Annotated in this window: 17 protein-coding genes; 10 read left to right on the top strand and 7 right to left on the bottom strand. The window is 29.8% G+C overall.

Going from position 1 to position 15,525, the window contains the following annotated elements:
- Nucleotides 1-34 precede the first annotated feature (34 nt).
- Nucleotides 35-1,276, top strand: coding sequence for an ABC transporter permease (locus AABM47_RS01815; protein ID WP_338409213.1), 1,242 nt, complete (start codon nucleotides 35-37; stop codon nucleotides 1,274-1,276).
- Between the two features lie 6 nt (nucleotides 1,277-1,282).
- On the opposite strand, the gene prmC is transcribed toward AABM47_RS01815, so the two are convergent.
- Both prmC and AABM47_RS01805 read right to left on the bottom strand, forming a co-directional pair.
- On the bottom strand, nucleotides 1,283-2,137 hold the full coding sequence (prmC, locus tag AABM47_RS01810) for a peptide chain release factor N(5)-glutamine methyltransferase (RefSeq protein ID WP_338409212.1): 855 nt from the start codon (nucleotides 2,135-2,137) through the stop codon (nucleotides 1,283-1,285).
- 18 nt (nucleotides 2,138-2,155) lie between these two features.
- Nucleotides 2,156-2,638 (bottom strand): GNAT family N-acetyltransferase, encoded by a 483-nt coding sequence (locus tag AABM47_RS01805; RefSeq protein WP_338409211.1) that lies wholly within the window; start codon nucleotides 2,636-2,638, stop codon nucleotides 2,156-2,158.
- Nucleotides 2,639-2,685: 47 nt separating this feature from the next.
- On the opposite strand from AABM47_RS01805, the gene ribD reads away from it, so the two are divergent.
- Genes ribD through AABM47_RS01785 form a run of 4 tightly spaced genes read left to right on the top strand, consistent with a single transcriptional unit; the run spans nucleotide 2,686 to nucleotide 5,835 of the window.
- A complete protein-coding gene (gene ribD / locus AABM47_RS01800) occupies nucleotides 2,686-3,747 on the top strand; it encodes a bifunctional diaminohydroxyphosphoribosylaminopyrimidine deaminase/5-amino-6-(5-phosphoribosylamino)uracil reductase RibD (protein WP_338409243.1) in 1,062 nt (353 codons plus the stop codon).
- Nucleotides 3,740-4,342: an HAD family phosphatase gene (locus tag AABM47_RS01795; protein ID WP_338409210.1), complete on the top strand. Its 603-nt coding sequence runs from the start codon at nucleotides 3,740-3,742 to the stop codon at nucleotides 4,340-4,342. Before ribD ends, AABM47_RS01795 begins: the two co-directional genes overlap by 8 nt.
- 3 nt (nucleotides 4,343-4,345) lie before the next feature.
- Nucleotides 4,346-5,215, top strand: a complete 870-nt coding sequence (locus AABM47_RS01790; protein ID WP_338409209.1) for a DMT family transporter — start codon at nucleotides 4,346-4,348, stop codon at nucleotides 5,213-5,215.
- Between the two features lie 17 nt (nucleotides 5,216-5,232).
- On the top strand, nucleotides 5,233-5,835 hold the full coding sequence (locus AABM47_RS01785) for a YigZ family protein (RefSeq protein ID WP_338409208.1): 603 nt from the start codon (nucleotides 5,233-5,235) through the stop codon (nucleotides 5,833-5,835).
- Here AABM47_RS01785 and AABM47_RS01780 read toward each other — a convergent pair.
- Complete coding sequence (locus AABM47_RS01780) at nucleotides 5,832-6,233, bottom strand: thioesterase family protein (protein ID WP_338409207.1); 402 nt, start codon at nucleotides 6,231-6,233, stop codon at nucleotides 5,832-5,834. The two genes, AABM47_RS01785 and AABM47_RS01780, sit on opposite strands and share 4 nt — an antisense overlap.
- Before the next feature lie 177 nt (nucleotides 6,234-6,410).
- On the opposite strand from AABM47_RS01780, the gene dnaA reads away from it, so the two are divergent.
- From dnaA to AABM47_RS01765, 3 genes are all read left to right on the top strand, one after another.
- Entirely contained in the window at nucleotides 6,411-7,838 is a 1,428-nt protein-coding gene (gene dnaA, locus AABM47_RS01775; protein ID WP_338409206.1) for a chromosomal replication initiator protein DnaA, read from the top strand.
- A 3-nt stretch (nucleotides 7,839-7,841) separates the two neighbouring features.
- The gene (locus AABM47_RS01770; RefSeq protein ID WP_338409205.1) at nucleotides 7,842-8,294 is read left to right on the top strand and encodes a low molecular weight protein-tyrosine-phosphatase; all 453 of its coding nucleotides are present in this window, start codon (nucleotides 7,842-7,844) and stop codon (nucleotides 8,292-8,294) included.
- A 62-nt stretch (nucleotides 8,295-8,356) separates the two neighbouring features.
- Entirely contained in the window at nucleotides 8,357-9,082 is a 726-nt protein-coding gene (locus AABM47_RS01765; RefSeq protein WP_338409204.1) for an SAM-dependent methyltransferase, read from the top strand.
- Here AABM47_RS01765 and AABM47_RS01760 read toward each other — a convergent pair whose 3' ends face one another.
- The 4 genes from AABM47_RS01760 to dapF form a co-directional block, all read right to left on the bottom strand.
- Complete coding sequence (locus AABM47_RS01760) at nucleotides 9,083-9,727, bottom strand: peptidoglycan-binding protein LysM (RefSeq protein ID WP_338409203.1); 645 nt, start codon at nucleotides 9,725-9,727, stop codon at nucleotides 9,083-9,085. It lies immediately after the preceding gene.
- A gap of 200 nt (nucleotides 9,728-9,927) precedes the next feature.
- Complete coding sequence (mltG, locus tag AABM47_RS01755) at nucleotides 9,928-10,971, bottom strand: endolytic transglycosylase MltG (RefSeq protein ID WP_338409202.1); 1,044 nt, start codon at nucleotides 10,969-10,971, stop codon at nucleotides 9,928-9,930.
- Nucleotides 10,961-11,509, bottom strand: a complete 549-nt coding sequence (locus tag AABM47_RS01750) for a GNAT family protein (RefSeq protein WP_338409201.1) — start codon at nucleotides 11,507-11,509, stop codon at nucleotides 10,961-10,963. The genes mltG and AABM47_RS01750 overlap by 11 nt, the downstream gene beginning before the upstream one ends.
- Before the next feature lie 109 nt (nucleotides 11,510-11,618).
- A complete protein-coding gene (gene dapF / locus AABM47_RS01745; RefSeq protein WP_338409200.1) occupies nucleotides 11,619-12,401 on the bottom strand; it encodes a diaminopimelate epimerase in 783 nt (260 codons plus the stop codon).
- A 134-nt stretch (nucleotides 12,402-12,535) separates the two neighbouring features.
- Between dapF and AABM47_RS01740 the strand changes: the two genes are divergently transcribed.
- Both AABM47_RS01740 and AABM47_RS01735 read left to right on the top strand, forming a co-directional pair.
- Nucleotides 12,536-13,924 (top strand): Do family serine endopeptidase, encoded by a 1,389-nt coding sequence (locus AABM47_RS01740; protein ID WP_338409199.1) that lies wholly within the window; start codon nucleotides 12,536-12,538, stop codon nucleotides 13,922-13,924.
- A gap of 148 nt (nucleotides 13,925-14,072) precedes the next feature.
- The gene (locus AABM47_RS01735; RefSeq protein WP_338409198.1) at nucleotides 14,073-15,521 is read left to right on the top strand and encodes a glyceraldehyde-3-phosphate dehydrogenase; all 1,449 of its coding nucleotides are present in this window, start codon (nucleotides 14,073-14,075) and stop codon (nucleotides 15,519-15,521) included.
- The last annotated feature ends 4 nt before the right edge of the window (nucleotides 15,522-15,525 follow it).

The following is a 15,525-nucleotide window of genomic DNA, read 5'->3' as shown; positions in this document are numbered from 1 at the left end:
TGTAACAAAAAAATATTTTTTAAGTCTTATAGCCATGGTAGGATTATTTAAAGAAAACACAAAAATTGCAATAGACTCTATTAGAAGTCAAGCTTTGCGAACGTCTTTAACCGTTTTTATTATCGCATTGGGAATAACGGCATTAGTTGGTATTCTTACCGTTGTTTCTGCCTTAAAAAACACAATATTAAATGATTTTGCATCAATGGGCGCAAATACATTTTCTATAAGTAGATACGATTTTTCTTCGGAAATTAATAAAAATGATGTTGATGTTCGTGTAAATCCCATATTAAATTATCCTCAAGCCAGAGATTTTCAAGAAAAATACAACTTCCCGTTTACCACTACATCATTGTCCTTTTCTGCAGCCAGCGGGATTGAAGTTAAATATAAAGACAAAAAAACAGATCCTGAAATTAATATTATAGGTGTTGATGATAATTTTTGTCCTAATAAAGGTTTAAATATTGCAAAAGGGCGAAATTTTAATTCATTTGACATTGCTAATAATAATTATGTGTGCGTTTTAGGCTCAGATTTTGAAAAAGGTTTGTTTAATGGCATTAATCCTATAGATAAAATCATCTCTATTCGTGGAGCCAAGTTTAAAGTTATTGGTGTTTTAAAAGAAAAAGGATCCACTTTTGGAAACAATCAAGATTTACGTGTTTTAATTCCAAATCAAGTGGCTCGTTCTTTATTTTCGGTACCCAATATAAATTATGACTTAAATGTTATGGTTACTAACGAAGCTTTGTTAGACGAAGCTGTTGAAAACGCTTTAATTACCATGCGACAAGTGCGCAAACTAAGTCCTGTTGAAAAAGAAAATTTTGGTATTGAACGAAGTGATGATTTAATTCAAACATTGTCATCAAATACAGAGGTTTTAAGTATTACAGCATGGGTAATAGGAATTATAACTGTTTTTGGCTCATCGATTGCCTTAATGAATATTATGCTGGTTTCTGTTAGCGAACGAACAAGAGAAATCGGAATTAGAAAATCGTTAGGAGCAAAAAGCAGTACCATTGCTTGGCAATTTTTTACGGAAACACTAGTAATAGGTCAATTAGGTGGACTTGTAGGTATTATTCTTGGAATTTTGATAGGTTATGCTATAGCTGTTGCTATTGGTTTTGTTTTTACAATACCTTGGATGGCAATGATAGCTGCCTTTATTACCACATTTGTAGTTACCATTGTTTCTGGCGTATATCCTGCTATGAAAGCGTCTAAATTAGACCCTGTTGAGGCTTTGCGTTACGAATAACAAGTTTTATCTTTGACAACTAATCATTCTGTCGTTTCCATACACATCTTGAAACAATTGAATAGTATTAAATCCTAAATTTTTAAGTAAATCAACCGTTTCCTTTGCTAAGTATTGATTGATTTCAAAATATAACTTTCCGCTTGGGGTTAAATTTTTTAGTGCTAATTGTGCAATTTTTCTATAAAATAATAAGGCATCTGTATCTTCAACAAATAGTGCTAAATGAGGCTCATAGTCTAAAACATTTTTATTGATTGCTACTTTTTCTAAATTTCGAACATATGGCGGATTAGAAACTATAAGGTCAAATTCTTGAAAAAGATCATCTGTTTTTAAAATGCTTTGTTGTAAAAACACAATTTCAACTTTGTTATCCAAAGCATTTTTTGTGGCAACCGTTAAGGCTTTTTTAGACACGTCTAAGGCATAAACTTCTGCGTTTGCTATATGTTTAGCTAAACATATAGCAATGCAGCCTGATCCTGTTCCTATGTCTAAAATTTTAGGTTTAAAAGTTGAACTGCTCCTTTTATTATTTGAAAGAATTAATTCAACAAGCTCTTCGGTTTCGGATCTTGGGATTAACGTATGCTCGTTTACAAAAAAGCGCAAACCAAAAAACTCTGTTTCTCCTAAAATATATTGAATGGGTTTTTCTTGTTTAAGTTCATCTACTATAGATTTCCATTTTTCTAATTCTGTTTCAGTTAAAACAAAATTGGGATTTAAAGCTAAATCTACTCGCTTTTTTTGATGTAAATATTCAGTTATAATGTAAAAAAAACTGTCTATTTCATGATTGTCATAAATTAGAGCTAACGACTCAATAAACTTATTTTTATATTCTTTTAATATCATGTTTTTTATTCTATTCAATTAAGCATTCAATTCCTTTATCATCCATACTGGACAACTGGTATGACCTGTTCCTCCCATTGGTTTAGTTAAGTAAACAAAACCGAGTTTGTTGTATAATTTTTGAGCAGCTAGCATTTCGGGTAGTGTTTCTAAATAACATTTTTCGTAACCCATTACTTTTGCCATAACCAAGCATTTTTGAATCATTTCAAAACCAACACCTTTGCCTCGAACTTCTTGTAAAAAATACATTTTTTGCAATTCGCAAATATTTTCACTTGAGTTTTCTAACTGACTTATACCTGCACCGCCAATAATGACATCGTCGTGTTCCACAACAAAATAAATAGCTTTTGGCCTATCATAAGCTTCATACATAAAATCCAATTGAACATCCGCAAAAGCAGTTCCTGACTTAGGGTAGTTGTCCGATATAAAAACGGCTCTAATTACTTGTGCAATTTGTTCATTATCTTTTTTTTCAATCTTTCTAATTACCATAAAATAAAAAATAAAAATTCTAAATACAAATGTACTATTTTTGCAGAGTGAACAAACATCAAAAATATATAAATCGTTGCATTGCCTTAGCTAAAAATGGTTTAGGCACAACCTATCCAAATCCTTTGGTAGGAAGTGTTGTTGTATTTAACGATGAAATTATTGGTGAAGGTTGGCATAAAAAAGCAGGTGAGCCTCATGCAGAGGTTAACGCAATTAAATCTGTAAAAGACAAAACATTACTTTTAAAATCAACTATTTATGTTAGTTTAGAACCCTGCAGTCATTTTGGAAAAACACCCCCTTGTGCCGATTTAATAATACAGTATAAAATTCCAAATGTAGTTATCGGAACTTTAGATCCAAACGAGAAAGTGGCTGGAAATGGCATTAAAAAATTAATAGAAGCAGGTACACATGTTACAATTGGAATTTTAGAAAAAGAATGTGCCAATTTAAATAAACGCTTTTTTACATATCATCAAAAAAAACGTCCATATATTATACTTAAATGGGCTGAAACAGATGATGGTTATATCGCCCCTGATAAAACACTGAGACAAGTAGATCATACCAAATTAGAACCGATTTGGATTACCAATAACCATTCCAGACAAATGGTTCATAAATGGAGAACAGAAGAACAAGCTATTTTGGTAGGCACAAATACAGTTTTAAATGATAATCCTAGTTTAAATGCACGCAGTTTTTATGGATCAAGTCCAATACGAATTGTGTTAGACAAGTCTGGCAAAATTAACGAATCATTTCATGTAAAAAACAACAGCTTAAAAACCATATTTTTAACCGAAAACAAAGATTTTAAATCAACTAAAAATTGCATTTATGAGTATTGTGCTTTTGATTCTCATTTGATTCAAAACATAATAGAAATTTTAGTAAAACACAACATTCAGTCACTTATTGTTGAAGGAGGAAGTCAAACCATTCAAACTTTTATTGATGAAAATACATGGGATGAAGCACGTATTTTTAAAGGGAAAAATATGTTTAAAAAGGGATTAAAAGCTCCTATAATAAAAGGTTTAACAGTTAAAAAAATAAACCTACTAGATGACCAACTCATACTTTTAAAAAATCATGATTAATACTATTATTTTTGACTTTGGTGATGTTTTTATCAATTTAAATAAAACTAAAGTTGAGCAAGAATTACAAAAATTGGGTTTAACCCAATGGAATGATAATTTAAATCATTTAAATTATCAATATGAAATAGGAGCAATAAATGAAATGGAATTTTTGAGTGGATTTCAAAAAGAAATTCCACATATTGATCCTATAAGCATTAAAAAGGCATGGAATAGTATTTTGGTCAATTTCCCTTTATATCGATTGGAGTTTTTAGAGCAACTTGCTTCAAAATATAAATTATTTTTATTAAGTAACACTGATTATACCCATATAGAAGAATTTAAGCGAAAAGTGGGATCTGCATTTTATAATCGTTTCATCAATTGTTTTGAACATGTATATTATTCATTTGAAATGGGCCTGCGCAAACCCGATAAAAACATATATAAATTTATCATTGAAAAACACCAACTAATTGCAAAAAACACTTTATTTGTAGACGACAAAAAAGAAAACACAGATGCTGCAAAAAAAACCGGGCTTAGTGTGTGGAATTTACAAGTCGGAAAAGAAGATGTAACCAACTTATTTGATAATTTCATTCCTTAAACAGTGATATATTTAATTTTAAGCATTTTTTTTAATGCTATTCTTTTTGTTATTGTAAAATTATTTGCAAAATATAAAATTGAAGCTCTTCAGGCCCTGGTAGTCAATTATTTTGTAGCTTTTTTGGTTGGTGTATCCTTTTTGCCAAATTCCTATCATTCTATTAAATTTAATGAATTTAGTAATGAAAGCTGGTTTATAGGCAGTGTACTTTTGGGCCTAATTTTTATAGGTACCTTTTATGTAACGGCTTTAACATCTCAACAAAATGGTCTTTCTGTAGCTTCGGTAGCTTCAAAAATGTCAGTAATTATTCCTATTATTTGCGGCATCGTATTGTATAATGAAATCCTTAATTTTATTAAAATAGCAGGAATTATATTAGCGTTAATAGCAGTCTACTTTAGTTCTAAAAAAGAAATAGGAGAAATTCAAAAAAAGAAGGACTTAATTTTTCCGGCTTTAGTCTTTATAGGAGCAGGAACAATTGACTCCAGTTTAAAATTTTTACAAACATATCATGTAAGTTCAGAAAAAGTAACTTTATTTTCTTGTATTACTTTTTTATGTGCTTTTATTGTAGGTATTATACTCATTACAATTCAATTTCTAAGAAAAAAGATTAAATTAGAAGCACGAAATATCATTGCAGGCATAATATTAGGGTTGCCTAATTATTTTTCTCTATATTATTTAGTAAAGATGTTAGAAGCGAAAGCATTTCAAAGTGCTACTTTGTTTACAATTCACAACATATCAATTGTAATTATTACTACACTTGTAGGATTATTGTTTTTTAAAGAACAATTTTCAAAACGAAATGCTTTTGGAATTACTTTAGCTATAGTTGCAATAGTACTAGTGACGATTTAAAATGAATAAAACGGAACATGGAAAGCTACAAAACCATATCACAACCTTCTGAAGAAGTACTTTTTAAAGAAAAAAATAGTAAATTTTTTAGCTATGCCTTTCCAGTTTCTAACGAGGATGAAGTCAAAGAAATCATTTTGTCATTAAAAAAAAAACATCATACCGCACGACACTTTTGTTACGCCTACCAAATTGGAACAGAAAATCCATCGTACAGAGTAAATGATGATGGAGAACCTAACAATAGCGCTGGTATGCCAATATATGGTCAAATTCAGTCATTTGAGTTAACAAACACCCTTATAGTTGTCGTTCGTTATTTTGGCGGAATAAAGTTAGGCGTCGGTGGCTTAATGTCTGCTTACAAAACCGCTGCTCAATTAGCGCTTGAAAATTCACTAATTACCAATAAGACAATAGACATTAATTTTATAATTTCATTTGATTATAAAAACCTTAATAATGTAATGCGTGTTACAAAAGAAAAAAATATACAAATTACTTCACAAAAAATGGAACTAAATTGCGAAATTGAAATAAGCGTACCAAAAAAAAATGCCCAAAATATATTCACCATTTTTAGTTCTTTTTATGAAGTTATTATTAAAAAAAAATGTTAAATACAATTTAATTTATCCTTAATATAATTCGGTGGAATTATTGGTTTACTAGTTTTCATATCAACAAAAACCAACATGGAATATGCAGTTGTTAACAATTCTTGCTTTTCATTATATATTTCATAGTCAAATTCTATCTTTACAGACGTCTGCTTTTTAAAAATAGTCTTAACGGTTATAAGGTCATCGTATCGAGCTGGCTTTTTATAATTTATAGTTAAAGAGACAACAGGAAGCATTACACCACTGCTTTCCATCCATTTATAAGAAATACCAATGTTTCTGAGCCACTCAACTCTGCCCATTTCAAAATATTGAGCATAATTACCGTGATAAACAACACCCATTTGGTCTGTTTCAGCATATCTAACACGTACAGAAAATTGATATTCTTTCATATATATATATATTTTTTTTTTATACATTATACTATACAATTTTAATTTTTAATAATCAACCCCTATTTCATTTTTTTTATTAAAAAAATGTTCACATATTTGTGTCCCCGATTTATTGGAGCCACAATTGTTAATTTTAACAATTAAAAACATACAAAACCTTATAGAATTTCATTTATGACAAAAACTGCGCAATCAGTATGGAAAAACTGTTTAGAGTTTATCAAAGATAATATTCAAGACCAAGCTTTTAAAACTTGGTTTGAACCTATCAAATCAGTTGAACTAACCGATAACGCGTTGTATATTCAAGTGCCAAGTAAATTTTTTTATGAATGGCTTGAAGAGCATTATGTTAAATTATTAAAGGTGGCTCTTACCAAAGAGCTAGGTCCAACGGCTAAGTTACTATATAAAATTAAAATGGAAAACACTTATGGTAATAATGTTCCGTATACGGAACAATTACCAAGTTCGCAACGATCAAGTGTAAAGCCTCAAGAAGTAGATTTTCCTGTTGTAAATAAAAATACTGAATTAAGAAATCCGTTTGTAATTCCTGGAATTCGTAATTTAAAAATTGAATCTCAATTAAATCCCAATTACAGCTTTGATAATTTTCTTGAAGGTGATTCGAACAGACTGGCTCGTAGTGCTGGAATGGCCGTTGCAAATAAGCCTGGAGGAACATCATTTAATCCCTTACTAATTTTTGGCGGAGTTGGTTTAGGAAAAACCCATTTATCTCATGCTATTGGTGTTGAAATAAAAGACAAATATCCTGAGAAAACAGTTTTGTATATCTCTGCTGAAATTTTTACGCAGCAATATATTGACTCTGTAAAGAAAAATACAAGAAATGATTTTATTCATTTTTATCAATTAATTGATGTTTTAATTATTGATGATGTTCAATTTTTATCAGGAAAATCAGGAACTCAAGATGTATTTTTTCATATTTTTAATTATTTACATCAAAATGGAAAGCAAGTAATTCTTACTTCTGACAAAGCTCCTATTGACATGCAGGATATTGAGCAACGCTTACTTTCTCGCTTTAAATGGGGATTATCAGCAGAATTACATCAACCTGATTATGAAACAAGAATTTCTATATTAAAAAATATTTTATATAGAGACGGTGTTGAAATGTCTGATGATATCATTGAATATGTGGCAAAAAACATCAAATCTAACGTAAGAGAATTAGAAGGAGCTATTATTTCTTTAATTGCACAATCTTCTTTTAACAAAAGAGAAATAACCGTTGAACTGGCTAAACAAATCGTAGAAAAATTTGTTAAAAATGTAAAAAGAGAAATTTCAATTGATTACATACAAAAAGTAGTGTCAGAATATTTTCAATTGGACTTAGATATTTTACAATCAAAAACAAGAAAAAGACATGTGGTTCAAGCACGTCAATTGGCTATGTTTTTTGCTAAAAAATACACTAAAAATTCGTTAGCAAATATTGGTTCACAAATAGGAGACAGAGATCACGCAACAGTTCTTCATGCCTGTAAAACAGTAGATAATTTAGTTTCAACAGACAAACAATTCAAAAAATTTGTTGAAGACATAAACAAAAAATTATCGTTATAAATCATGATTAAAGTTGTAATGGTTTGCTTAGGAAACATTTGTCGTTCTCCATTAGCAGAAGGTATTTTACAATTAAAGGTTGATTCAAAAAAAATTAGTGTTGATAGTGCTGGTACTGCTAATTACCATGTAGGCCTCCATCCCGATAAAAGATCTATTGCTGTTGCTAAAAAACACGGTATTGATCTTAGCCATCAAAAATGCAGACAGTTTACAAAAAATGATTTCAAATTGTTTGATTATATTTATGTAATGGATAAATCTAATTATGAAAACATAATAAAACTTACATCTTCAAAAAAAGAGACACAAAAAGTTAAACTTATATTAAACGAATTACCTCCTTACAAAGACATGGAAGTTCCAGATCCTTATTATGGTGGTAATGAATATTTTGAAGTAGTATATCAAATGTTAGACAAAGCTTGTAATGTAATTGCAGATAAATTAAAATAAATATTTAAGGTTAATTTTAAACTAAATCACATTACAATTTAATTTGTAAAAAATCAGATCATATGTTAGGCAAACTCTATTTAATTCCGTGTACGTTAGCTAACCCAGGAGAAATAACATGTTCGCCTGATGATGTTTTGCCTCAAAGCATTAAACGCACAATTGACTTTATAGATTATTACATTGTTGAAAACGAAAAAACAGCCCGTAGATTTATTAAAAGTATTAATCCTGAAAAAAAACAACCCTCGTTGCATATTTCATTATTAAACAAACATACCCAAGTTTCTGATCATTTTGAAATGATAAAACCTTTATTAGATGGAGAAAATATAGGATTATTGAGCGAATCGGGTTGTCCTGGAATTGCTGATCCTGGTGCTGTAATTGTAAAATTAGCACATGAAAAAGGAATTCAAGTAATTCCGTTAGTGGGGCCTAGTTCTATTTTATTAGCCTTAATGGCCAGCGGAATGAATGGGCAAAGTTTTACTTTTAATGGCTATTTACCTATTGATAAAGATGAAAAAAAAGTAGTTTTAAAAAACTTAGAACGATTGTCTTTTGAGAAAAATCAATCGCAACTATTTATTGAAACACCTTATAGAAATAATAAAATATTAGAAGATATTTTACAAACATTACAGGCAAATACGCATTTATGTATTGCTTGTGACATTACACTACCTACCGAATTTATTAAGACAAAAACCATCAAAGAATGGAAAAAACACAAGGTCGATTTACATAACCGACCTTGTATTTTTATTATGCATAAAATGTATTGATTAATCCAGTTTTACTTTTGCGTTCTTATCTGCTTTAATATGAGAGATGTCATAAGAAGCAAATTTCTCCATATAACTTCTTAATGAAGTACCAAAACCATCTTTAAAACCACTATTGCCATTACTTCTTAGATATTTTTTTACAGAACCAGCACCTCCTAAATGGGCCGCTGCTATTATACCCGATTCGGTAATTTCAATTCCATTGATTACTCTTCCTGAATAAGTTGAAATTTGTTTACGCAATTCCCACTTATTTTTAGCTACTAGAGCAGTAAATGCTTTATCTTGAATTTTTACATTGTTCAAAAAGGCATCGAAGTCATAAACACCAATTCTTCTTAAAGTGCTTTTTCCAAATTGATATTTTCCCATATAACCAAAAGGGTTTATCAAATTAGATTTTCCTCTAGACTCTCTAAAAGCTAGTGCTTGTCTAAAACCTATAAATGTTTTTCCTACATAAGGAATTTTTGTTACGGATTCCATTTTATCAGTTTCACCTTTTGTAGGAACATGATAATTAATTACTTCATCATAATTGATGTGAAATCCATCTACTTTAACAATTTTAAAGCTGCTAAAACCAAAAAAGGCTAAAGCAAGAGAACTTATAAAACTTATAAAAAATATATATTTTTTCATTTTCGTTTGATTAAATAAAAAGGTTTAACATTCTTATTAATTCAGCATGCAAATATACAAAAAATATTATTTAATTGATTTTCAGTGTGTTAAATTTCGTTAAACGAAGTAAACACAGTGTGTTAGTCCCCTTTTTTAACTCTTAATGAGATCGAAATTTAGTGTAAAACAGTTTTAAAAAAAAGGAAAAATCTTGTTTTTTATCGTTTTATTCCTATTTTATTTACCCAGATTGAATATTTTTTAGCATTAACTTGATGTGCCGCATAATTTGAAGCAAAATCATGATATCCAAAGCGTTCAACACTTGCGCAAAAGTATATGTAGTCGTGTTTTTCTGCATTTAAAACAGCATCAATAGCCGAAATATCAGGCATGGATATTGGTCCTGGAGGCAAGCCTACATATATATAGGTATTATAAGGAGATATTGCACCTTTTGTGTCTTTAGAGTACACACGTTTGATAATTTGATCAAAATTTCCTGAAATTTTTTTCATAGCAAAAATAACAGTTGGATCTGCTTGAAGCGGCATGTTCTGAGCTAATCGGTTTAGATAAACGCCTGCTATTAAGGGTCTTTCGCTTACTTTTACTGTTTCTTTATGAACAATAGATGCTAATACCGACACTTGAATAGGTGTTAAATTTTTTTCAAATGCTTTAGCTTTTCGTTCGTTGTTCCAAAAATTATGGTAGTTTTTTACCATTTTTTTTGCAATCTTTTCCGCGCTGGTATTCCAAAAAAATTCATAGGTATTTGGAATAAAAAGAGCTAAAATAGTTTCTTCATTAAATCCATTTTCTTTCATAAAAGCAGGATTTGTAAATGCTTTAATTAAACTGGGGCCATTCGGTTCAACTTGAGTAGTTAATCGCTGAACTAGTTTTTCTAAACTTTCTTGATTGTTAAATACTACTTTAACTGGAATATTATTTCGCAAAGCTTGTATAACATCAAAAGAAGTCATGTTCTTTACTAATAAAAATTTTCCCGACTTAACATTGGCTTCATAATTTCTTTTATGAGATACAAAATCAAGTTTATCCATGTCTTTTATAAAAGGATCTAAAATTTTTTTTACTTGTTCATAGGTGGAGTTTGAGGGTATAAATACAAAAACTTCGTTTTGTGTAAAAGTCGTGTTAGCCGTAAATGCCTTATTGTATAAGTAATAAGTTACAATTCCAAGAATAAAAACACTTGCAATTGTGGCTATAGAAATTAATTTTTTAAAGTTCAAAGTCTTGATATTTCGTGTTAATTAATTGGTAAAAGGCTTCATCTTTATATTGATTATTGACCTTATTCCATTGTTTTTTTATGCCTACTAATTCAAATTCAAATTTAGTAAAAAGATCAATACTACTTTTATTTTCAGTACTAATATTTGCATAAATTTGATGCAGTTGCAATTGAAAAAAACTATAATTAATTAGCAATCTTAATGCTTCTGATCCATATCCTAACTTTTTATAATTGTCGTTGTGAATTACAATTCCGATTCCTGCTCTATTATGTAACGGATCAAAGTCAAATAAATCAATTAATCCAATAGCATTATTTGAATTAATCAAACAAATAGCCAACCTCAATTGTTTCGCTTCAAAAATATCTTGATGGGCATTTTCTAAATATTGTTTCAATACAAAACGGCTATATGGAGCTTGAGTATTGCTTACACTCCATATAGACTCATCATTTTCTATGGTGTATATAAATTCCAAATCGTTTGGCTCTAATGCTCTTAAAAAAACTGAATTTCCTTTTAATGTTATCAAGTGTTATTTGTTTTTCTTGTTAAATAAAACAGCCACTGCTGTGCCTACAACAAGCATTAGTAAAATTAAAAACACAACAAAAATTGCCATCATACTACTTTATTTTAAATTAAAAAGTTAAAATTCCTTCAAAAACAAAAACGGCAGGGCCAGTTAAAAAAACATGGGTAAATATATTGTTTTCAATTTCAAATTTAACTTTTAATTCGCCTCCTTCTACTAATACGTTTATTTCTTTACAATCTGTTTTGTTTGTTTGAAACATCGCTATTGCAACTGCTGTAGCACCTGTTCCACATGACAACGTTTCATCTTCAACGCCACGCTCATAGGTGCGAATTTTAAAGGTGTTGTTTTTTATTTGATGAACAAAATTTATATTACTTCCTTCCTTTTTATACAATTCTGAAAATCTTATTTTTGAACCTCGACTTTTGACATCTATACTTATTAAATCGTCTACCAGTTCAATATGATGTGGTGAACCTGTATTTAAAAATGTATAATTTTTTTCAATTTTAATATCTTTCACATCTTTCATTTGAAGCGATACAACTTCATCAGCATCAATAGTGGCATAGTGATACCCATCAATCGCTTCAAAAGAAGCACTATTTTTAACAACGTTCATTTTTTTTGCAAAAGCAACCAAACATCTTCCGCCATTTCCACACATGGTACTTTCATTTCCGTCAGAATTATAGTAGACCATTTTAAAGTCTAAAGTAGGATGGGTTTCTAATAAAATTAAACCATCAGCGCCCACGCCAAATTTTCGATCACACAGCTGCGCAATAAGTTTGGTATTGTTTTTGGGAAATAAATTTTGTCTGTTATCAAGCATCACAAAATCGTTTCCTGTACCTTGATATTTATAAAATTGTATGTTCATATAAAATTATGTTAATACAAAAGTACAAAATATTAATAAGATGTTAAAGATTGTTAAGTGTGCGTTAAACAGATTTTTTTATCTAATAGAATTAATAATTTTACTTAATCATTTAATTTAATACAAAGTTACTTATGAAAAAATTTGGAAGTTTATTATTGTTGTCGATTATGAGTGGTGTAATTACATTGAGTGCTTATAAACTATTTTTTGATAAAGTTAAAAGCAATAGCGCAACAACTGTTTCACCCAATTATTCAAAAAATGTAAACTTAGAAGCTGAATCAATTGATTTTACGAGTGCTGCAGAAAGTGCCGTTCACAGTGTAGTTCATGTTAAAAATATATCGACTCAAAAAGTGTATCGAGATTCTTTTGAATATTTCTTCGGAAATGGTCGTGGCGGAAATCAAGAACAAACACAAGTTGGAACAGGCTCTGGTGTTATTATCAGTGAAGACGGTTTTATTGTAACAAACAATCACGTAATTCAAAACGCTAGTGAAATTGAGGTAACGATGAACGATAATAAATCATACAAAGCAAAACTCGTAGGAACCGATTCAAAAATGGATATCGCATTATTAAAAATTGATTCAGATGAAAAATTACCTTTTACTGTTTTTGGCGATTCAGATGAAATAAAAGTTGGAGAATGGGTTTTAGCTGTAGGAAACCCCTATAATCTGACTTCTACCGTTACAGCAGGTATTGTTTCGGCAAAAGCAAGAGATCTAAGCAATAGAGGCATACAATCATTTATTCAAACAGATGCTGCTGTTAATCCTGGAAATTCTGGAGGCGCTTTGGTAAACATAAAAGGAGAATTGATTGGCATTAATACCATGATTTCATCACAAACGGGGTCATATGTAGGATATTCATTTGCTGTTCCCTCTAACATTACTCGAAAAATTGTTGAAGATTTAATGCAGTTTGGTAATGTTCAAAGGGGTGCGCTGGGAATCGAAGGAATTGAATTAACTGGAGAAATATCAAAAAGTTTGGGAATAAAGCAAACTCAAGGTATTTATATAAATAAAGTATCCAAAAATTCAGGTGCTCAAAAAGCAGGTATAAAAAAAGGAGATATTATTACCCTATTAAATAATAAAAAAATTAAAAACATGTCTGATTTATCATCTACTATCCAAACTAAAAGGCCTAACGAGTCATTAAATGTAGGGGTATTGAGAGATGGAGAGTTAAAAACAATTTCTGTAAAATTGATTAAAACCGAAAATACAACATATGAATTTAATAAAATTGAATTTGAAAACATTTCTGATGCAGATAGAGAAAATTATAATTTAGATTATGGAATAAAAATTAAAACCGTAAACAATGAAAAATACAAAGAATACAAAAGCATTTTAGAAGGCAGTATTGTTTTGTCTATAGATCAAATAAAAGTCATTGATATTGAAACCGTTTCCAGCTATTTAAACCAAAAGAAAACATCAAAAGCTATTTATAAATTAATTACAAAAGATGGAGAGTTAACTCAAATAATTATCAATTAAACGTTAAAGCAACTAATTTTATCAAAGCGTCAAACAATTTATTTATATTATGTTATTTTTTTATAAATAAGTGTCAATATGTTTTACGAAAACGTTTGAAATATATACTTTTGCAAAAAAATATATAAAATTAATCTATAATTTATTTATGAGTAATATCAATTTATACGAAAAAGAACTTTCTTTTCAGGCAGATCGAAGAAAAGCAGGTGTAGAATTCATAAAAATTGTCAGCGATTTATGGTATGACAAATCAATTGAATTAGTTATATTTAGAAATCAATTGATTGATAGAAACGTAAGTGATATTATGAATTTACACGAATATGCAGGTGCATTTGTTCAAAAACCAATTCATATTTTTGATTCTGTAGAAATTGCTTTAGCTATTAACAGTCTAGATTTGCCTCCCTCAAAAATTGATATTGGAAAACTAACTTATGAATATCATTTAGAAGATTCTAAATACAACAATTCAAAAGCTTTTGTAATTGACAAGTTAAAAAACGCAAAAAACACAATTGAAATAAAGCCAAAAGATGTAGTTCTTTATGGATTTGGTAGAATTGGTCGATTATTAGCTCGTGAAATGATGAGCAAAATAGGCAAAGGACAACAATTGCGCTTGCGTGCCATTGTTACACGTGATAAAGATGATGTAACTGTTTTAGAAAAAAGGGCTTCTTTGCTACGAAATGATTCGGTACATGGCGATTTTGAAGGTTCTGTTGAAGCCGATGCAGAAAATAAAGCTTTAATCATAAACGGAACAACCGTTCATATGATTTCTGCAAATGGTCCAGAAGAAATTGATTATACCCTATATGGCATTAACGATGCTTTGGTAATTGACAACACAGGAGCATTTACAGATGAGGAAGCTTTAAAAAGACATTTAAGTTCAAAAGGAGTAAGTAAAGTTATATTAACTGCTCCAGGAAAAGGAATTCCTAATATTGTTTATGGTGTAAATCATGATGAATATGACCCTGATGAAATCGACATTTTTTCAGCAGCCTCTTGTACAACTAATGCTATTACGCCTATTTTAAAAGCAGTTGAAGACACTATGGGTGTTGTTAAAGGTCATTTAGAAACGATACATTCGTATACAAATGATCAAAACCTTGTAGATAACATGCATAAAAAATACAGAAGAGGTCGTGCTGCTGCATTAAATATGGTAATTACAGAAACTGGTGCTGGTGCTGCCGTTGCTAAAGCATTGCCAAATTTAGCAGGAAAATTAACTTCTAATGCCATTCGTGTTCCAGTACCTAATGGCTCGCTGGTGGTATTAAATTTAGAGGTTGGTAAAGAAACTTCGATTGAAGAAGTTAATAATATTATGAAAAAGTATGCCCTTGAAGGAGGTTTAGTAGAACAAATAAAATACTCTTTAAGTAACGAACTAGTGTCATCTGATATTATTGGAACTTCTGCTCCTTCTATATTTGACAGCAATGCCACAATTGTTTCTAAAGACGGCAAAAATATTGTTTTATATGTGTGGTATGATAATGAATATGGCTATAGTCATCAAGTTATTCGTTTAGCAAAATATGTTGCAAAAGTAAGACGATTTACTTATTACTAGTAGT

It is taken from the genome of uncultured Flavobacterium sp., from assembly GCF_963925415.1.
Classification (GTDB): domain Bacteria; phylum Bacteroidota; class Bacteroidia; order Flavobacteriales; family Flavobacteriaceae; genus Flavobacterium.
The sequence above is the reverse complement of the archived record's forward strand: the minus strand, read 5'-3'. Positions and strand labels throughout refer to the sequence as shown.